Annotated in this window: 17 protein-coding genes and 3 tRNA genes; 5 read left to right on the top strand and 15 right to left on the bottom strand. The window is 71.8% G+C overall.

Features of this window, described 5'->3' with window-relative positions; all coding sequences use genetic code 11:
* Positions 1–8: 8 nt before the first annotated feature.
* The 7 genes from V1258_RS01855 to leuC form a co-directional block, all read right to left on the bottom strand.
* A complete protein-coding gene (locus tag V1258_RS01855) occupies positions 9–1,124 on the bottom strand; it encodes a D-alanine--D-alanine ligase family protein (RefSeq protein WP_329748090.1) in 1,116 nt (371 codons plus the stop codon).
* 14 nt (positions 1,125–1,138) lie between these two features.
* The gene (locus tag V1258_RS01850; protein ID WP_329748089.1) at positions 1,139–2,128 is read right to left on the bottom strand and encodes an NAD(P)H-dependent glycerol-3-phosphate dehydrogenase; all 990 of its coding nucleotides are present in this window, start codon (positions 2,126–2,128) and stop codon (positions 1,139–1,141) included.
* Positions 2,125–2,898: a lysophospholipid acyltransferase family protein gene (locus tag V1258_RS01845; protein ID WP_329748088.1), complete on the bottom strand. Its 774-nt coding sequence runs from the start codon at positions 2,896–2,898 to the stop codon at positions 2,125–2,127. Before V1258_RS01845 ends, V1258_RS01850 begins: the two co-directional genes overlap by 4 nt.
* A gap of 1 nt (position 2,899) precedes the next feature.
* Entirely contained in the window at positions 2,900–3,454 is a 555-nt protein-coding gene (locus tag V1258_RS01840; RefSeq protein WP_329745366.1) for a hypothetical protein, read from the bottom strand.
* A gap of 4 nt (positions 3,455–3,458) precedes the next feature.
* The gene (gene murA, locus V1258_RS01835) at positions 3,459–4,775 is read right to left on the bottom strand and encodes a UDP-N-acetylglucosamine 1-carboxyvinyltransferase (protein WP_329745365.1); all 1,317 of its coding nucleotides are present in this window, start codon (positions 4,773–4,775) and stop codon (positions 3,459–3,461) included.
* Positions 4,776–4,872: 97 nt separating this feature from the next.
* Complete coding sequence (gene leuD / locus V1258_RS01830; RefSeq protein ID WP_329748087.1) at positions 4,873–5,487, bottom strand: 3-isopropylmalate dehydratase small subunit; 615 nt, start codon at positions 5,485–5,487, stop codon at positions 4,873–4,875.
* Positions 5,488–5,497: 10 nt separating this feature from the next.
* Positions 5,498–6,910, bottom strand: coding sequence for a 3-isopropylmalate dehydratase large subunit (leuC, locus tag V1258_RS01825; protein ID WP_329748086.1), 1,413 nt, complete (start codon positions 6,908–6,910; stop codon positions 5,498–5,500).
* 139 nt (positions 6,911–7,049) lie between these two features.
* Between leuC and V1258_RS01820 the strand changes: the two genes are divergently transcribed.
* The gene (locus tag V1258_RS01820; protein ID WP_329745362.1) at positions 7,050–7,784 is read left to right on the top strand and encodes an IclR family transcriptional regulator; all 735 of its coding nucleotides are present in this window, start codon (positions 7,050–7,052) and stop codon (positions 7,782–7,784) included.
* 48 nt (positions 7,785–7,832) lie between these two features.
* Here V1258_RS01820 and V1258_RS01815 read toward each other — a convergent pair whose 3' ends face one another.
* From V1258_RS01815 to V1258_RS01790, 6 genes are all read right to left on the bottom strand, one after another.
* Positions 7,833–8,651 (bottom strand): universal stress protein, encoded by an 819-nt coding sequence (locus tag V1258_RS01815; RefSeq protein ID WP_329748085.1) that lies wholly within the window; start codon positions 8,649–8,651, stop codon positions 7,833–7,835.
* Positions 8,652–8,839: 188 nt separating this feature from the next.
* Positions 8,840–8,912: transfer RNA gene (locus tag V1258_RS01810), tRNA-Glu, on the bottom strand.
* Between the two features lie 26 nt (positions 8,913–8,938).
* Positions 8,939–9,011: transfer RNA gene (locus V1258_RS01805), tRNA-Glu, on the bottom strand.
* Between the two features lie 35 nt (positions 9,012–9,046).
* Positions 9,047–9,118 (bottom strand) — tRNA-Gln (locus V1258_RS01800).
* A 179-nt stretch (positions 9,119–9,297) separates the two neighbouring features.
* A complete protein-coding gene (gltX, locus tag V1258_RS01795) occupies positions 9,298–10,827 on the bottom strand; it encodes a glutamate--tRNA ligase (RefSeq protein WP_329748084.1) in 1,530 nt (509 codons plus the stop codon).
* A gap of 34 nt (positions 10,828–10,861) precedes the next feature.
* Positions 10,862–11,647: a fumarylacetoacetate hydrolase family protein gene (locus tag V1258_RS01790; RefSeq protein ID WP_329748083.1), complete on the bottom strand. Its 786-nt coding sequence runs from the start codon at positions 11,645–11,647 to the stop codon at positions 10,862–10,864.
* Positions 11,648–11,769: 122 nt separating this feature from the next.
* Here V1258_RS01790 and V1258_RS01785 point away from each other — a divergent pair, with 122 nt between their 5' ends.
* Complete coding sequence (locus tag V1258_RS01785) at positions 11,770–12,864, top strand: LLM class flavin-dependent oxidoreductase (RefSeq protein ID WP_329748082.1); 1,095 nt, start codon at positions 11,770–11,772, stop codon at positions 12,862–12,864.
* Positions 12,865–12,900: 36 nt separating this feature from the next.
* Here V1258_RS01785 and V1258_RS01780 read toward each other — a convergent pair whose 3' ends face one another.
* Complete coding sequence (locus V1258_RS01780; protein WP_329748081.1) at positions 12,901–13,476, bottom strand: DUF2199 domain-containing protein; 576 nt, start codon at positions 13,474–13,476, stop codon at positions 12,901–12,903.
* A 190-nt stretch (positions 13,477–13,666) separates the two neighbouring features.
* Here V1258_RS01780 and V1258_RS01775 point away from each other — a divergent pair, with 190 nt between their 5' ends.
* From V1258_RS01775 to V1258_RS01765, 3 genes are all read left to right on the top strand, one after another.
* On the top strand, positions 13,667–14,614 hold the full coding sequence (locus V1258_RS01775) for a 3-methyladenine DNA glycosylase (RefSeq protein ID WP_329748080.1): 948 nt from the start codon (positions 13,667–13,669) through the stop codon (positions 14,612–14,614).
* A 104-nt stretch (positions 14,615–14,718) separates the two neighbouring features.
* Positions 14,719–15,255, top strand: a complete 537-nt coding sequence (locus V1258_RS01770) for a hypothetical protein (protein ID WP_329748079.1) — start codon at positions 14,719–14,721, stop codon at positions 15,253–15,255.
* A gap of 16 nt (positions 15,256–15,271) precedes the next feature.
* Positions 15,272–17,827, top strand: coding sequence for a DEAD/DEAH box helicase (locus tag V1258_RS01765; protein ID WP_329748078.1), 2,556 nt, complete (start codon positions 15,272–15,274; stop codon positions 17,825–17,827).
* On the opposite strand, the gene V1258_RS01760 is transcribed toward V1258_RS01765, so the two are convergent.
* Complete coding sequence (locus tag V1258_RS01760; RefSeq protein WP_329748077.1) at positions 17,796–19,064, bottom strand: MFS transporter; 1,269 nt, start codon at positions 19,062–19,064, stop codon at positions 17,796–17,798. The two genes, V1258_RS01765 and V1258_RS01760, sit on opposite strands and share 32 nt — an antisense overlap.
* Positions 19,065–19,113: the final 49 nt, after the last annotated feature.

The following is a 19,113-nucleotide window of genomic DNA, read 5'->3' as shown; positions in this document are numbered from 1 at the left end:
CCTCCGGCTCAGCGGGGGCCGAGCCGCCGTGCCGCGGCCTGCTCGACCAGGTCCGCGATGAGGTCCGCGTAGGACAGTCCCATGTTCTTCCAGAGCACGGGGAACATCGAGTACGGCGTGAAGCCGGGCATCGTGTTGACCTCGTTGATCACCACGCGGGAGTCCTCCGTGACGAACACGTCCACCCGGCCGAGACCCTCCAGCCCCAGGGCGGTGAAGGCGCGGGAGGCGACCTCGCGCACCTCTTCCAGGACCGCATCGGGCAGGGCGGCCGGCACGTCGATGGAGACGGTGCCCTTCCCGAAGTACTTCGACTCGTAGTCGTAGAACTCGAGGTCGTCACCCACGGTGACCTCGCCGGGGATGGTGGTGCGCACCTCGCCGCCGTCGCGTCCCTGCAACACCCCGCACTCGACCTCGCGGCCGACGATGCCCTGCTCGATGAGCACCTTCGGATCCTCCGCGAAGGCGGTCTTCATCGCGGCGCCGAGGTCCTCCGGGCGGGAGACGCGGGAGACGCCGAGGCTCGAGCCGGCGCGGGCGGGCTTGACGAACCAGGGCAGCGGGTGGTGCTCCCGCAGGTGGGCGAGGACGCGGCCCTCCTCCCGGGCCCAGCGATCCTCGTGCACGACGATGCCGGGGGCGCACTCGAGGCCCGCGGTGCGCAGCAGGGTCTTCGTCGCTGCCTTGTCCATGCTCGCCGCGGAGGCCAGCACGCCCGAGCCGACGTAGGGGATGTCGAGCATCTCGAGCTGGCCCTGGACGGTGCCGTCCTCGCCGTAGGCGCCGTGCAGCAGCGGCCAGACCACGTCGACCTCCGCCAGATCGCGGACCGCGCCGTCCTCGAGCGCGCGCAGCACGATCGGCTCCCCCGCCCGGTGGCGGACGGCGGGCAGCAGCACCTCGACCCCGGTGTCGTGGACCTCAGGGGCGTTGCCGTCGACGAGCGTCCAGTCGGAGGGGTCGGCGGAGACCTGCACCCAGCGCCCCGCCCGCGTGATCCCGATCGCGAGCACGTCGAAGCGCTCCCGGTCGATCGCGGAGAGGATGCCGCCGGCGGTCACGCACGAGATGCCGTGCTCGCCGCTGCGGCCGCCGAACAGGAGGGCGACGGTGGTTCTCATGCTGGCCAGGGTAATCACTCGGGGCGGATCGACCGCGACAGCAGGGCCGTGGTGACGTCCTCGATGCGGGCACCGTGATCGACGACATCCACGACCGCGCGGGTGATCGGCATGTCGACCCCGAGCCGTGCCGCGAGATCGCCGACGGCGCGGGCCGTGGCGACCCCCTCGGCCGTCTGGCCGACCTCCTGCGCGGCGGAGGTCACGTCGAGCCCGCGTCCGAGGGCGAGGCCGAGGCGGTGGTTCCGGGAGAGCGGGGAGGAGCAGGTCGCGACCAGGTCGCCCATCCCCGCGAGGCCCGCGAAGGTCTCGGGGCGGCCGCCGAGGGCGACGCCCAGCCGGGTGATCTCGGCGAGGCCCCGGGTGATCAGAGAGGCGGTGGTGTTGTGGCCGTGCCCCAGCCCGGTCGCGGCGCCGACGGCGATCGCGATGACGTTCTTGACGGCTCCGGCGATCTCGACCCCGATCACGTCGGTGGAGGTGTAGGCCCGCAGGTAGGGCGTCTGGCACCACATGGCGAGCGACTCGGCGAGGGTATGGTCGGGAGCCGCGACGACGCTGCCGCAGGGCTGGCGGCGAGCGATCTCCCCGGAGAGGTTCGGGCCGGAGAGCACCCCGATCCGTGCGGGGTCGGTGCGGCCGGCCTGGGCGATCACCTCGCTGATCCGCGCGTCGGTGCCGCGCTCGATGCCCTTGATCAGCGACAGCACTGGCACCTCCGGGAGCGCCGGCCAGGCCGCGAGGGTCGCGCGCAGCGACTGGGCGGGGACGGCGAGGACGATCCCGTCGGCCCCCTCGAGCGCCTCGTCGATCCGGGAGGTGGCGCCGACCGTCTCGGGGAGCAGGAGCTCGCCGAGATACGTGCTGTTGCGCTGCTCGGTGCGGACCTCTGCGGCGACCTCCTCGCGGCGCGCCCAGAGCATCACCTCGGAGCCGCCGTCGGCGAGCACCTGGGCGAAGGTCGTCCCCCAGCTGCCCGCGCCGAGGACCGCGAGGCGCCTCATGACCGCTGCCTCGGAGGTCGGAAGCCCGGATCGGTGCGGCCGATCTCGGGGCGGTGCGTATCGCCGCGCGGATCGTGCAGGGCCGACGGCGGCTCCTCGCCGCGGATCTCGCCGAGCAGGGCGGTGATGCGCCGCATCAGGTCCTCGGTGATCCGCAGCGCCGCCTGCTGCTCGGTCTCCCCCGCCAGGCGGGAGACGGAGTACGCCTCCCCCACCCGCACGGTGAGGCGGCGGCCCGGGCCGGGATGCGGTATCGGGGAGCCGACGGGCCAGAGGCGGCGACCGCCCCAGCTGGCGATCGGCAGCAGCTGCGCCCCGGTCGCGAGGGCCAGGCGCGCCGCCCCGGTGCGGCCCTGCATGGGCCAGAGCTCGGGGTCGCGGGTGTAGGTGCCCTCGGGGAAGACCATAAGCATCTCCCCGCGGCCGAGCGCCCGCCTGGCGGCCGCGAGGGCGTCGGCGCCGCGGCCCGTGCCGCGCGAGACGGGGATCTGCTGGGCGCCGCGCAGCAGCGCGCCGAGCACGGGCACCTGGAACATCGCCTCCTTGGCCAGGAACCGCGGGGCGATGCCGCCGGCCTGCAGCAGATGGCCGTAGGAGAGCGCGTCGAGGGCGCTGAGATGGTTCCCGCACGCGATGACCGCCCCGGTGGGAGGGAGGTTCTCCACCCCGATCCAGCGGGGCCGGGTCAGCAGCGCGAGGAGCGGGCGCAGCGGGATCTGGGCGAGGGCGATGACCCATCCGGCCCGGCGGCTGACATCGCGCCGCGGCATGTCAGTCCTCCGTGGCGGTGGAGCGGCCGAGGGCCTTGCGGGTCGCCTGACCGGTGAGGTGGCGGACCGTCGAGGTCGACGTGACGGTCCGGCGGCGCAGCGTCGTCGGCGCCCGACGGGCGAGGGTGTTGACCGCCGCGGCATGCATCAGCCGACGAGGGGCGAAGGCGATGCGGCCCCGCACCGAGCGGTACTTCACGGCGGTGGTGACCTGGAGCAGGTCCCCGCCGGGCAGCAGGGCGATCCCGATGCGGACCTGCAGGTTCGCGTCGTCGTCCTTGATCAGCGCCTCCGAGCCCACCACCTCGTCGGCCACGAAGTCCTTCTCCGGCGGCGGCACCATGTCGAAGAGGCGGATCGCCTCGTCGCGCAACGCGAGCATCCCCCGCTTCGACAGCGGCGTGTTCTCGTGGGAGAAGATCGCCTCGGCCCACACCCGCGGATCCGACTCCTCGACCCCGCGGGTGGGGACGATCACCACATCGCAGTAGTCGGGGATCGGGATGTCGCGCAGGGCCAGCGAGCCGGCCGCGCCGCGGGAGCCGTCGAGGGTCATCAGGTCACTTCTCCCAGAACTCGGCGCCGAGCGCCGTCAGCTTGTCGCGGAAGGACTCGTAGCCGCGGTCGATCAGGTCGATGCCGTGGATGGTGGACACGCCCTCGGCCCCGAGGGCGGCGATCAGGTACGAGAACCCGCCGCGGAGGTCGGGCACGGTGATCTCCTCCCCGCGCAACGGCTTGGGGCCGGAGATCACGGCGGAGTGGTTGAAGTTGCGGCGGCCGAAACGGCAGGAGGACCCGCCGAGGCACTCGCGGTACACCTGGATGTGGGCGCCCATGTCGTTGAGCGCCGAGGTGAAGCCGAGCCGGTTCTCGTAGACCGTCTCGTGGATGATCGAGATGCCGTCGGCCTGGGTCAACGCGACCACGAGCGGCTGCTGCCAGTCGGTCATCAGGCCGGGGTGGACGTCGGTCTCGACCGCGATCGCCCGCAGCGGAGTGCCGGGGTGGAAGAAGTGGATGCCGGCCTCGGTGATGTCGAGGCCGCCGCCGATCTTCCGGAAGGTGTTCAGGAAGGTCGACATCGGCTTCTGCTGCGCCCCGCGCACGAACACGGACCCCTTGGTGACCAGGGCCGCGCAGGCCCACGAGGCCGCCTCGATGCGATCCGGGAGGGCCACGTGCTCGTAGCCGCCGAGGTGGGCGACGCCCTCGATGGTGATGGTGCGGTCGGTCTGCAGGGTGATGAGCGCGCCCATCTTCTGCAGCACCGAGATGAGGTCCTCGATCTCGGGCTCGACCGCGGCGTTGGTGAGGACGGTGATGCCCTCGGCGCGGACCGCGGTCAGCAGCACCTGCTCGGTCGCCCCGACGCTCGGGTACTCGAGGTTGATGGTCGTGCCGTGCAGGCCGTTCGGGGCGGTGATGTAGATGCCCAGCTCGCGCTTGTCGACCTCGGCGCCGAAGCTGCGCAGCACGTCGAGGTGGTAGTTGATGGGCCGGTCGCCGATGCGGCAGCCGCCGAGGTCGGGGATGATCGCCTCGCCGAGACGGTGCAGGAGCGGGCCGCAGAAGAGGATCGGTATGCGGGAGCTGCCCGCATGGGCGTCGATCTCCGCGGCGTGGGCACGCTCCACGTTGGACGGGTCCATGCGCAGGACGCCGCCCTCCACGTCGCGCTCGACCTTCACCCCGTGGATCGAGAGCAGCTGGGAGACGATCTGGACGTCACGGATGTCCGGGACCGAGTGCAGCACGCTGGGGGCCTCGCCGAGCAGCGCCGCCACCATCGCCTTGGAGACGAGGTTCTTCGCTCCGCGGACGGTGATCTCGCCGTCGAGCGGCCGTCCGCCGCGCACATGGAAAGTCGAGCTCATGGTGTCCTGTCCTCGGAGGTCGGGTGCCCAGGCACCCGGGTCTGACCGGCACACCATACCGGAGCGCCCTGGCCCGCCCCCGACCTCCGGGAGAGGATCACTCCGTGTCGGCGGTCCGGGCCGGGAGCGTCTTCGGCATCCACGAGGGGCGCTTCGCCTCGAACGCGGTGATGTCCTCCTCGTGGCGGAGGGTGAGGCCGATGTCGTCCAGCCCCTCCATCAGGCGCCAGCGGGTGTAGTCGTCGATCTCGAAGCGGAAGACCGCATCGCCGGCGCGCACCTGGCGCGCCTCGAGGTCCACGGTCACCTCGGTGCCCGGGGCCTCCTCGAGGATCTTCCACAGCTGCTCGATGTCGTCCTGGGCGAGGACTCCCGCGACCAGGCCCTGCTTGCCCGCGTTGCCGCGGAAGATGTCCGCGAAGCGGCTCGAGAGGACGGCCTTGAAGCCGTAGTCGCGCAGCGCCCAGACGGCGTGCTCGCGGGAGGAGCCTGTGCCGAAGTCGGGGCCCGCCACGAGCACGGAGCCCCGCGAGTAGGGCTCGCGGTTCAGCACGAAGTCGGGATCGTTGCTGCGCCAGGCGTTGAAGAGGCCGTCGTCGAAGCCGGTCTTCGTGACCCGCTTGAGGTAGACGGCGGGGATGATCTGGTCGGTGTCGACATTGCTGCGGCGCAGCGGGACGCCGATGCCGGTATGGGTGGTGAAAGCTTCCATGGCGGGCTCCTCAGGCGTTGGTCAGCAGGTCGGACGGCGACGAGAGGGTGCCGCGCACGGCGGTCGCGGCGGCGACCACCGGGGACACCAGGTGCGTGCGACCGCCCTTGCCCTGCCGGCCCTCGAAGTTGCGGTTGGAGGTCGAGGCGGCTCGCTCGCCGGGCTTGAGCTGATCGGGGTTCATGCCCAGGCACATGGAGCAGCCGGCCTGACGCCACTCGGCGCCGAAGTCGAGGAACACCTGGTCCAGACCCTCCTGCTCGGCCTGGATCCGCACGCGGGCGGAGCCGGGGACGACCAGCACCCGCACCTCGGGGTGCTTGCTCCGCCCCTTGATCGTCTCGGCGAAGGCGCGGAGGTCCTCGATGCGCCCGTTGGTGCACGAGCCCATGAACACGGTGTCGACCTTGATGTCCTTCAGCGGGGTGCCGGGGACCAGATCCATGTAGGTCAGCGCGTTCTCGGCGGCGGTGCGCGAGGTGTCGTCGGTGAAGTCCTCGGGGGCGGGGACGGTCGCGGAGAGCGGCAGGCCCTGGCCGGGGTTCGTGCCCCAGGTGACGAAGGGCTCGAGCTCGTCGGCGTCGATGATCACCTCGGTGTCGAAGACGGCGTCGTCGTCGCTGCGCAGGGTCCGCCAGTAGGCGACGGCCTCGTCCCAGTCCGCGCCGCGGGGGGCGTGGGGGCGGCCTTTCACGTACTCGAAGGTGGTCTCGTCGGGGGCGATCATGCCCGCGCGGGCGCCGGCCTCGATGGACATGTTGCAGATGGTCATGCGGCCCTCCATGGAGAGGGCGCGAATGGCTTCGCCGCGGTACTCGAGCACGTAGCCCGCGCCGCCGCCGGTTCCGATCTTCGCGATGACGGCGAGGATGATGTCCTTCGCGGTCACGCCGGGGCGCAGCGAGCCGTTCACGGTGACGGCCATGGTGCGGAAGGGCTTCAGCGGCAGGGTCTGCGTGGCGAGCACGTGCTCGACCTCGGAGGTGCCGATGCCGAAGGCGAGTGCCCCGAAGGCGCCGTGGGTCGAGGTGTGGGAGTCGCCGCACACGACGGTGATGCCGGGCATGGTCAGGCCCAGCTGCGGTCCCACGACGTGGACGATGCCCTGGTCCTTGTCCCCGAGGGAATGGATGCGCACGCCGAACTCCTCGGCGTTGCGGCGCAGGGTGTCGATCTGCGTGCGCGAGGTGAGGTCCGCGATCGGCTTGTCGATGTCGATCGTGGGGGTGTTGTGGTCCTCGGTCGCGAGCTGCTGGTCGAGACGACGGGGGCTGCGCCCCTCCTGCCGCAGGCCGTCGAAGGCCTGGGGGCTGGTCACCTCGTGCAGGAGCTGGAGGTCGATGTAGAGCAGGTCCGGCTCCCCGTTGTCTCCGCGACGGACCACGTGATCCGCCCAGACCTTCTCCGCGAGAGTCCCCGCCATGTCGATCCTTCCCTGCCCCCGGGGTCGGGGACGTGTCCGCCTGCTGGAACGCGCTCGGGGTGCGAGCGCCCGACCATCGTCATCCGACGGGGAGACCCCTGCACTTGCGTCTCAGGGAATAAGACGGCAATATCGGAGCATGGACAACACCCCGGAGGAGAACGGCAGCGGCGTGGGCGTGCTCGACAAGGCCGCCGTCGTGCTCGGCGCCCTCGAGGCGGGCCCCGCGACCCTGGCCCAGCTCGTGCAGTCGACCGGTCTCGCGCGCCCCACCGCCCACCGCCTCGCCGTCGCCCTCGAGTTTCACCATCTGGTCGCCCGCGACATGCAGGGCCGCTTCATCCTCGGTCCGCGCCTCGGCGAGCTCGCCGCGGCCGCCGGCGAGGACCGTCTGCTCGCGGCCGCCGGCCCCGTGCTGGCGGCGCTCCGGGACCACACCGGGGAGTCCGCCCAGCTCTACCGGCGCCAGGGCGACCACCGCATCTGCGTGGCCGCGGCCGAGCGCCCCATCGGCCTGCGGGACTCCGTCCCCATGGGGTCGACCCTCACCATGAAGGCGGGCTCCGCCGCGCAGATCCTGCTCGCCTGGGAGGAGCCGGACCGGCTCCACCGCGGGCTGCTCGGCGCGCGCTTCACCGCCACGCAGCTGTCCGCCGTGCGCCGGCGCGGCTGGGCGCAGTCCATCGGGGAGCGCGAACCGGGCGTCGGCTCCGTCTCCGCCCCGGTGCGCGGCCCGAACGGCCGGGTCGTCGCGGCGCTGAGCATCTCGGGGCCGATCGAGCGTCTCACGCGGCAGCCGGGGCGCCTGCACGCCGCCTCGGTGATGAGCTCCGCCAATCACCTCACCGAGCTGCTGCGCCGCGCGGGCGGCTGATCGCCGCCGCGATGTGACGGCGGACCGAGCGAGCGTCCCGGTATCGGGTCAGGCTCGTTCGATCCACACCGGTGCGTGCGCATAGCGCAGCACCGTCACGAGGCGACGCGGCGCGGAGATCGGCCCGTCGGGTCCCTTGGCGTGCTCTCCCGCGACGACGATGAGCGCCGCATCCTCGCTGGCCCGGATCAGCTCCTTCGCGCTCTCGGTCGCGGCGACGGTGACCCCGCGCACGAACACGCCGGGATGTCTCAGCGCGAGGCGCTCGGCGACCTCGACCCTGATCGACTCGGCGGCATCGGCGGCGGTGTCCGCCCGCAGGATCAGGTGGAGGTCCCGGTCATAGGCGGCGGCGAGATCCGCGGCGCGTTCGAGGGCGACGGCGGTGGTGCCGTCGTAGACCACGCCGATCGGCCCCTCCTCCCCCAGATGCCCGCGGACGACCACGACGGGGCAGTGCGCGCGGGCGGCGAGGGCGAGGCTCTTCGAGCCGACGACGAGGGTCATGAGCCGTCCCAAGCCCCGACCGCCCACGACCATGACCTCGGAGCCCGTGCTGCCGGCCACGAGGACGGGCACGGCGTTGCCGTCGACCACCTCGGAGGTGATCTCGAGATCGGGCACCTCGGCGCGGGCGATCGCGACGGCTTCCTTCACGAGGGTCTGGGCGGCCTGGCGGATGCCGGAGCCGACCATCCCGGGGATCGGGTCGGTGTCGACGTCGAGCTCGGTCCACATGAAGGCGTGGAGGAGGTGGAGGGTGCCTCCGATGTGCTGTGCGTGCCGGGCCGCCCAGCGGACGGCGAGGTCGGACTCCTCGGCATCGGCGAGGCCTACGGTCACTCTCGGCGGTGAGGTGTTCGTCATGTCCCGACGATACTCCGGATGACCTGCGCGGGGAACGCGGATCGGGAAGGACGCGGAGGGGAACTGCGCGAACCGTGAGGACTGAGCTTTCGCGACGACCGACGAGGGCCGAGAGAGCAACGAGCGCAGCAAGCGCAATGAGCGCAAAGAAAAAGGAGCCGATGCCAGTGGCATCGACTCCTTGTCCGTACCCCGTACCGGATTTGAACCGGTGTTACCGCCGTGAGAGGGCGACGTCCTGGGCCGCTAGACGAACGGGGCGCCGCGAGATCCGAGGATCTCGCTCGTACCCCGTACCGGATTTGAACCGGTGTTACCGCCGTGAGAGGGCGACGTCCTAGGCCGCTAGACGAACGGGGCGCGGACTGTCCATCTCCCGAAGGAGACGTTCAGCGCTGGGGTACCAGGACTCGAACCTAGAATGACGGTACCAGAAACCGTTGTGTTGCCAATTACACCATACCCCATGGTGAGAGCACGATTCCGAGGTGTTTCCCGGACCTTCGGGCCCCTCTGGAGCCCTCCGGTTCGCGATCTCCCGCGGTGCCGTACCGAGGTACAACATTAGCGGCTCGCGGCCGGAGGGGCAAAGCGAGAGGGGCCTTTCGGGCTGTGAGGCTCGGCACCCCCTCGCGTCACCGTCGGTTCACTCCGGAGACACCGCGCTCAGCCGGTCGCGCAGCGCCCGCAGGCGCGTCAGGCTCGAGGGCTTGCCGAGCAGCTCCATCGACTCGAACAGAGGCGGCGAGATGCGACGGCCGGAGATCGCGCTGCGCAGCGGTCCGAAGGCGAGGCGCGGCTTGATGCCCATGTCCTCGACGATGGCCTGGCGCAGGGCCGGCTCGAGCAGCTCGGCGGTGAAGGAGTCCGCCGGCACGGCCTCGATCTCGGCGATGGCCCGCTCGAGCACCGCGACGGGGTCGTCGCCGATCTTCGCGAGGGCCTCGTCCTGGACCTCGAGGTCCTCATCGGCGGCGAAGAGGAAGCGGAGCAGGTCCGGTGCCTCGCCGAGCAGGTTCATCCGGGTCTGCACGAGCGGCGCGGCCGCGACCAGCAGGGCCTGCTGCTCGGGCGTGACGACGTCGCCGAGGACTCCGCCGGCCTGGAGGTAGGGCACGAGGCGCTCGACGAACTCGGCCTCGGGCAGGAGGCGGATGTGGTCGGCGTTGATGGCCGTCGCCTTCTTGCGGTCCACGCGCGCGGGGTTGGGGTTGACGTCGGACGCGTCGAACCGCTCGACGAACTGCTCGCGGGAGAAGATGTCCTGGTCCGCGCTGTAGCCCCAGCCGAGCAGGGCCAGGTAGTTGACCATGCCCTCGGGGGTGAAGCCCTGGTCCCGGTAGAGGAACAGGTTGGACTCCGGATCCCGCTTGGACAGCTTCTTGTTGCCCTCCCCCATCACGTACGGCAGGTGACCGAACTGCGGGATGCGATCGGCGACGCCGACGTCCATGAGGGCCCGGTAGAGCGCGATCTGGCGCGGCGTCGAGGAGAGCAGGTCCTCCCCGCGCAGGACATGGGTGATGCGCATGAGGGCGTCGTCGACGGGGTTGACGAGGGTGTAGAGCGGCTGCCCGTTGGCGCGCACCACGACATAGTCGGGGGTGGAGCCGGCCTTGAAGGTGATCTCGCCGCGCACCAGGTCCACGAAGCTGAGGTCCTCGTCGGGCATGCGCAGGCGCCAGGTGGGCTCGCGGCCCTCGGCACGAAAGGCGGCCTTCTGCTCCTCGGTGAGCTCGCGGTCGTAGCCGTCGTAGCCGAGCTGCGGGTCGTGGCCGGCGGCGCGGTGCCGCTCGGCGATCTCCTCGGCGGTCGAGAACGACTCGTAGATGTGCCCGGCGTCCTTGAGCTTCGCGATGACGTCCTGGTAGATCTCGCCGCGCTGGGACTGGCGGTAGGGGCCGTCGGGTCCGCCCACCTCGACCCCCTCATCCCAGTCGATGCCGAGCCAGCGCATGGCCTCGAGCAGCTGGTGGTAGGACTCCTCGCTGTCACGGGCGGCGTCGGTGTCCTCGATGCGGAAGATCAGCTTGCCGCCGTGGTGGCGGGCGTGCGCCCAGTTGAACAGGGCGGTGCGCACGAGGCCGACGTGGGGAGTGCCGGTCGGGCTCGGGCAGAACCGGACGCGGACCTCGTCGGAGGGCGCGGTGGAAGGGACGACGGGGGCGGTGGTCACGCGGGACGCTCCTGGGGTGTGCGGTGGGCGCCGTTCAGCGGCGCACGAGGGGGTTGCTGAGGGTGCCGATGCCCTCGATGGTCACGTCGATGACGGCGCCCGGCTCGACCGTGCGCACCCCGGCGGGGGTGCCCGTGAGCACGAGATCGCCCGGCAGCAGGGTGACGACGGAGGAGATCTCGGCGACGATCTCGGCGACGGAGCGGATCATGTCCGCCGTGCTGCCCTGCTGGGCGGTCTCGCCGTCGACCGCCGAGGAGATGGAGAGGCCTCCGGGGCCGGCGACATCGAGATCGGTCTCGATCCAGGGACCGATCGGGCAGGAGGTGTCGAACGACTTCGCGCGGAACCACTGCTTCTCGCCGCGCTGCGCGTCGCGGGCGGTGAGGTCGTTGGCGCAGGTGTAGCCGAGCACATGATCGGCGACCTGCTCCGGGGAGAGATCCTTGGCCATGCGCTTGATGACCACGGCGAGCTCCGCCTCGAGGCTCACCTCCTGACTGTAGGAGGGCACGACCACCGGGTCTCCGGGGCCGACGACGGCGGTGTTGGGCTTGAGGAAGAACAGAGCCTGGTCGGGCACCTCGTTGCCGAGCTCAGCGGCATGGGCGGCGTAGTTGCGACCCACGCACACCACCTTCGAGCGCGGGATGACGGGGGCGAGCAGGCGCACGTCCTCGAGGGGCGTGATGGTGCCGGTGGGGCGGATCTCGGTGTACAGGGGGTCGCCGGTGATGCCGTAGACCATGTCCCGGCCGTCCTTCTCCTGGACGATCCCGTACATGGGGTCCTCACCGGTGGTGAATCGGGCGATGCGCATGCTCGCCAGTCTAGGTCCCGGCTCCCGACGGGCCGACGCGGGGCCTGTCCCTCCGGGGCCCGATGCCATATGCTTCAACTATCAACTACCTCTCGTCGGGTCCTGACCCGGGACGGAGCATCATGAGCACCACCGACCGCACGAGCAGCAGCGACAGCACCGCTCCCGCCGACCGCGCCCCGCTCGATCCCGCGCGCATCACCTTCGGCCTGGACACCTTCGGCGACGTGACCGTCGATCTCGACGGGAACCCGGTCGCCCCCGCCCAGGTGATCCGCGACATCGTCGCCCAGGGCGAGCTCGCCGACCGCGTCGGCATCGACCACTTCTCGATCGGCGAGCACCACCGCCCGGACTTCGCCGTGAGCGCCCCGGACACCGTCCTCGCCGGTCTCGCGACCCGCACCGAGCGCATCACGCTCGGCACCGCCGTGACCGTGCTCTCCTCCGACGACTCGATCCGCGTGTTCGAGCGCTTCTCGACGCTGGACGCCCTCTCCGAGGGACGCGCCGAGATCACCGTCGGCCGCGGCTCGTTCACCGAGTCCTTCCCCCTGTTCGGGTACTCGATGCAGGACTACGAGATGCTCTTCGAGGAGAAGCTCGAGCTGTTCGCGGCGCTCCTCCCCCAGGAGCCCGTCACCTGGTCCGGCACCCACCGGCCCGGACTGAAGGACCAGCTGGTGCACCCGCGCATGGAGCGGACGCTGCCCACCTGGGTGGCCGTCGGGGGCAGCCCCAACTCCGTGATCCGCACCGCCCGTCACGGCCTGCCGCTGATGCTCGCGATCATCGGCGGCCCGGCCGAACGCTTCACTCCCTTCGTCGACCTGTTCCACGACGCGGTCGCGCAGTTCGGCCACGATCGGCTGCCGGTGGGGGTCCACTCCCCCGGCCACGTCGCCGAGGACGATGCCACCGCCCGGGAGCAGCTCGCCCCGCACTGGATCCGCAATCGCACCGAGATCGGCCGCGAGCGCGGCTGGCCGCCGGCGGGGATGGCGGAGTTCGACCAGGAGATGCACCACGGGGCGCTCGTGGCCGGCGGCGTCGAGACCGTCGCCCGGAAGATCGCAGGGACGATCCGCACCCTCGGCATCGATCGCTTCGACCTCAAGTACGCGAGCGGACCGATGCCGCACGAGCAGCTCATGCGCTCGATCGAGCTCTACGGCACCGAGGTCATCCCGCGCGTGCGGGAGCTGCTCGCCTCGTGACGGCCGCGGCGGGAGGGGCGAGCCCGCGCCCCACCCTCAGGCCGCGAGGTCCGTCAGCGCCAGGGAGCGCACCCGCAGCTCCGCCTCCTGGCGGCTGATCCCGTCGCGCAGGTCGCGGGCGAGCGGATGCTCCGAGAACGGGTCGGGCACGATCGTCGTCGGCTCCCCCTGCTCCCGAGCGATCAGACGCACCGGCTGCCCGAGGCTGTCCGGGTAGTCGGGAAGGGCCGTCGCGAGCACGCCGTCGAACTCGGAGAGCACCGGGTGGCGTCGCCGCGCGCTCCGGCGGGCGCGGCGCCGCTCCGCCTCCCGGAGGGCCGCCATGTGCTCGAGCAGATCCTCGGGGGCGACGCGCGCCCACGGCGCGTAGTGCAGCGCACGTCCTGGTTCCCCGAAGACGGGAAGCGTCAGCAGCACCTGCACGTAGCACTCGATGCCCTCGGGTCCGGCGACGAGGCAGAGGCCGCCCTCGAGGAACAGGGACATCATCTCCAGCGGCCCGAGCTCGGCGAGCACATCCGGCCCCAGGTAGTCGTGCACGGGCCACGGGGCGTGCTCGGTCCCGTCGGCCCCATGATGCGTGCGCAGGCAATCGTCGCAGTAGAAGTCCATGGCAGTCCCCTCGTGATCGGTCGGTCGAGGCGGCGCGCCCCGGTCCGTCCGGGAACCGTAGGTCGCCGGGCGCTCCCGTCACCGGGCGCGGGGCGGCGGTGTGGACAGCAGGGTCCTGGGGAGGAACGGTCCCCGGGGACCGGGTCCGTAGGATGTCCCCGCCCAGCGACCGGAAAGAGGAGGAACCGTCATGTCTCCCGTCCTCCCCCGCCCGGCCGTCGTGCTCGACGCCGCGGCGGCCCGCGCTGCCCGCCAGGCCCACGAGGAGCGCACGGACGCCCTGACGGCGGCGCATCGCGCTCGAAAGGCGCGCGGGGAGAAGCATCCCGTCGAGGACTTCCTGTTCACCTACTACCCCGTTTCCCCCGCGCGGCTGCGGCGCTGGCATCCCGGGTGGGGCACCGCGTACGAGGCCGCCGCGGATCGCGGCGCCGACGGCACCCCCACGATCGCGGACGTCGACGAGCAGGGCCGGCGCTCCTGGTACGTCGACCTGCCCGGCGAGCCGCAGCGCCGCCGGGCCGACGTCGGCCGCTTCCTGACCGAGCGGGCGGATGCTCTGGGCTTCATGACCCGCCTCCTGCGCGCGTCCTCGCTGACGAACCGGCGCCCCGAGTTCGGATGCTTCGGCCTGCACGAGTGGGCGATGGTGCACGGCCTCCGCCCCGGCGAGCAGCGCCATGAGGACCTCCCTCTGCGGCTCGGCCAGGCGGAGACCGATGCCGTGGTCGAGCGGGAGAACCTGATCTGCTCACACCTCGACGCCTTCCGCTTCTTCACCCCCACGTCGGCGCCCCGGAACGCTCTCCGACCGACCCGCGCGCGGCAGGTCGAGCTCGACAACCCCGCGTGCCTGCACGTCGGGATGGACCTCTACAAGTGGGCGGCGAAGCTGACCCCGCTGGTCCCTTCCGAGCTGGTGCTGGACTGTTTCGAGCACGCGCGCGCGACCCGGGTGCTCGACATGGAGGCGAGCCCCTATGACGTCCGCCCCCTCGGCTACGGGGTGGTGCCGATCGAGACCCCGGCCGGCAAGGCCGAGTACGTCCGGCGACAGCGGGATCTCGCAGTGGCGGCCGACGCCCTGCGCGGGAGGATCCTCGCGGCGCTGGCGGGACTGCCCGCACACGGGGACTGACCCCGTCAGGTTGCAGGACGACGGCCGCACCGGACGGACGTCGACGATCGCGGGGACGACGAAGGGCCGGCAGCCCGCGGCCCGTGGACCTGCAGAATGGGGGCATGATCGATCGCGGCGACATCCTCTCGACGTCCCAGATGCACGGTGCCCTGCGGGTGACACAGCGGGTCGGCGTCGTGATCGTCGCGTGCATGACCCTCGCCCTCGTCGGAGCCCTCGCCGGGCTGGCGGTCCTCGCCGATCTCCCGCCGCTCGGCCGCGTGCTCCTCGCCGCTCTCGCCGTGCTCTTCCTCGTCCTGTTCGGCGGCCTCTGCTGGTCCTCGGCGCGCCAGTCGCGGATGGCGCTCGTGGTCCGGACCGCCGGGATCGAGGTGCGCGGCGCGTGGCGCGACCACTGGATCCCCTGGGAGCGCGTCGCCCGGATCGAGACGAGCGAGCACTGGTACTGGCGCCGCGCGACGCAGATCGTCACCGTCGACGGCGAACGGATCATCGCCACCGTGACCTCGTTCCAGAATGCCCTCTTCCGCGGCGAGGAGACCGATCCCTCCTACCGCGACCACCGCCTCCACCAGCTGCCCACCCGCCAGGCGATCGACGCGCATCGCCGCTGGCTGTCCGCCCAGTGGCGGCGCTGACTGGCAGACTGGCCCCATGGCGACCCTGACCCCGTTCCTCCCCCCGAGCTCCCCCGCGAACGGACAGGACGCGATCGTCGACGGCTTCGTCGCCGCCCAGGAGGCGGTGGGCCGCACCCTCTATCCCCATCAGGAGGAGGCGCTGCTTGCCATCGCGGCGGGCGACCACGTCATCGCCGCGACGCCCACCGGCTCGGGCAAGACCACGATCGCCTACTCCGCGATCTTCGCCGCGATGGCGCGGGGTGAGCGCTCGTACTACACCGCCCCGATCAAGGCTCTCGTGAGCGAGAAGTTCTTCGATCTCGTCGCGCAGTTCGGCGCCGAGAACGTGGGCATGATGACCGGTGACTCGAGCGTCAACCACGACGCCCCGATCATCGTGTGCACCGCGGAGATCTTCGCGAACCACGCCCTGCGCGACGGCCCCACCTCCGACGTCGGCCTCGCCGTGATGGACGAGTTCCACTACTACGGCGACCCCCAGCGCGGCTGGGCCTGGCAGGTGCCGCTGATCGAACTGCCCGCCTGCCAGTTCGTGCTGATGAGCGCGACCCTCGGGGACGTCACGGCGCTCGTCGACGACCTCCGGGCGCGCACCTCCCGCGAGGTGAGCGTCATCGCCGACGCACCGCGGCCGGTGCCCCTGGACTTCCGCTGGGCGCTCACCCCGCTCCCGGACACGATCGCCGAGATCCTCCAGGATCGCGACGCCCCCGTCTACATCGTGCACTTCACCCAGAAGGAGGCGCTCGAGCAGGCCCAGGCGCTGCTGGGACAGAAGGTGCTCACGCCGGCGGAGAAGGAGCAGGTGCGCGAGATCATCGGCGACTTCCGCTTCGCCAAGGGCTTCGGCCAGGTGCTCTCCAAGCTCGTGCGCGAGGGCATCGGCGTGCACCACGCGGGCATGCTGCCCAAGTACCGCCGGCTCGTCGAGAAGCTCGCCCAGTCCGGGCTGCTGAAGCTGATCTGCGGCACCGACACCCTCGGCGTCGGCATCAACGTGCCGATCCGCACCGTGCTCCTCACCGGGCTCGCGAAGTTCGACGGCAACCGGATGCGGCTGCTGAACGCCCGCGAGTTCCACCAGATCGCCGGACGCGCGGGCCGCGCCGGCTACGACACCATCGGCCACGTCGTGGTGCAGGCGCCGCCGTGGACCGTCGAGTTCGAGCGGCAGCTCGCCAAGCAGCGCGCCCGCGAGGAGTCCGGCACCGCCCCGAACTCCGCCAAGAAGCGGAAGAAGGAGCCGAAGCCGAAGGTGCCCGAGGGCGCCGTCTCCTGGTCCGAGCAGAACCTCACCAAGCTCGTCGAGAACGCGCCGGAGCCGCTGCGGCCGCACCTGAAGATCACCCCCGGCATGGCGCTCGCCCTGATCGCCCGCCCCGGGGACGCGATCGCCGCCGGACGGCACCTGATCCGCGCGAGCCACCAGACCCGCGCCCAGAAGCTGCGCCTGCAGCGGGAGGCGCTGACGATCCTGCGCGGCCTCCTCGACGCCGAGATCGTCGAGCGACTCCCCGATCCGGACCACCTGGGACGGCGCCTCGCCCTCACCGAGGACCTCCAGCTGGACTTCACCATGAACCAGCCCCTCGCCCCGTTCGCGATCGCGATGATCGACTCGCTCGACGAGGAGTCCGAGAGCCTCACCCTGGACACCGTCTCGATCATCGAGGCGATCCTCGAGGATCCCCGCCAGATCCTGCTCGCCCAGCAGAACGCTGCCAAGGGCGAGCTGCTCGCGGAGCTCAAGGCCGACGGGGTCGAGTACACCGAGCGGATGGCACAGCTGGACGAGGTGACCTGGCCGAAGCCCCTCGCGGAGGATCTCGAGGCGGCTCTCGCGATCTATGCCCGCACCCGGCCGTGGGTGCGCGAGGACGACCTCTCCCCCAAGTCGATCGTGCGCGAGATCCACGAGACCGGACAGACCTTCTCCGAGTTCGTGCAGCGGTACGGGCTGCAGCGCTCCGAGGGCATCGTGCTGCGCTATCTCTCCGACGCCTACCAGGCGCTCCGCCGCACCATCCCCCAGGACCTGCGCACCGAGGAGCTCGAGGACCTCATCGAATGGCTCGGAGTGCTGGTGCGCGGCATCGACTCCTCGCTGCTGGACGAGTGGGAGGCGCTGAGCCATCCCGAGGACGGACCCGCCGCCGAGGAGGAGGTGCGCCCCAGCACCCTGCGCGGCCTCTCCGCGCAGACCAAGGTGCTGCGCACGATGGTCCGGGCCGCCATGTGGCAGCGCGTGGAGCACTTCGCCTTCGAGCGGGAGCAGCGCCTCGCGGAGCTCGACGGCGCCTCCGGCTGGGACCGGGCCGCGTGGGCCGAGGCGATGGACGCCTATTACGACACCTACGACCACGTCGGCATCGACGCCCCCGCCCGCTCCCCCAAGCTGTTGCAGATCACCGAGGAGTCGCGGCGCTGGGAGATCCGGCAGGTGCTCGACGACCCCGACGGCAACCACGACTGGGCGATCGAGGCGGAGCTCGACCTCGAGGCGACCGACGAAGCCGGGGAACCGGTCCTCGCCATCACCCACGTGGGGGACATGAACTCCCGCTGACGCCCTGGCGTCCCACGCGCACGGTGAGGATCATCGCCCCGACCGCCGCGAGCAGCAGCGCCACGAGCGCCGGCGCATAGCTGCCCAGACCCTGCATCGTCGCCGCCATGAGCAACGGTGGGACGAATCCGCCGAGCCCGCCGGCAGCGCCGACCACGCCGGTCACGGCGCCGATCTCCCCGGCGGGGGCGACGCGGGCGACGAGAGCGAACACCGCGCCGGCGCCGAGGCCGAGGGCGCCGGCGGCGAGCAGGAGCGCGAGCGTGCCGGTGGGGGCGAGCGGCGGGTGCAGCGCGAGGACGGCGGCGGCGAGGGTCAGCGCCGCGTAGGACACCAGGAGCGTGCGGGCGGCGGTGAACCGGTCCGAGAGCACCCCGCCGAGCGGGCGCAGCAGCACCGCCATCACCACGAAGCCCGCGGTGCGCAGAGCCGCCTCCCCCGGCTCCAGGTCGTACCAGCGCACGAGCAGCGTCGGCAGGAAGACGGAGAACGCGACGTAGCCGCCGAAGGACAGCGCGTACAGCGCGCTCGCCTGCCAGGTCACGGCCAGGCGCAGAGCCGCTGCCGTCGCCCGCGCGGGGTTGCCGAGCGCCGGGCGCCACGTCGGCGCGGTGCGCATCGACGTCGCCGCGACCACGGCGAAGACGACGAGCGCGGCGGCGGCCACGAGGAAGGGCGCCGCCTCTCCGCCGGCCCGCACGAGCGGCACCGTGGTGAAGGCGGCGATCGCCGTGCCTCCCATGCTCACCCCGTAGACGCCTGTCGCCATCCCGCGCCGCGAGGGCGGGAACCAGGAATTCACGTAGGGGATGCCGATCGCGAAGGCCGTGCCGGCGATGCCGAGCAGCAGCCCGCCGAGCAGGAGTCCGGCGAGCGAGTCCTGGCCGACGAGGCCGAGCAGCAACACCGGCACGACGGCGGCGAGCGACACGGCCGTGAACATGACCCGACCGCCGAGCCGGTCCGTGAGCGCTCCGATCGGGACCCGGCCGAGCGCGCCGACGAGCACGGGCACGGCCACCACGAGAGAGGCGTCGGTGATCGTGCCGCGCTCCACGAGCACCGGACCGAGCGGGCTCAGCAGCGCCCAGGCCCACGAGCTCACGCCGAAACCGAGCGTGGCGAGCACGAGGGCGCGCACCGCCCCGGTGGGCAGGGCGACGCTCGGTGCTGGGGGCGGGGCGAGACCGGCAGGCGGGGCAGGCGGGGCGGGCGGGGCGAGCGGCGACGAGGTCACGGGAATCAGCTCTCACGGGACGGCGGGTGAGCCCTCAGCGTGGGAGCGC

The organism is Brachybacterium sp. J153, assembly GCF_036311905.1.
Taxonomy (GTDB): Bacteria; Actinomycetota; Actinomycetes; order Actinomycetales; family Dermabacteraceae; genus Brachybacterium.
The sequence above is the reverse complement of the archived record's forward strand: the minus strand, read 5'-3'. Positions and strand labels throughout refer to the sequence as shown.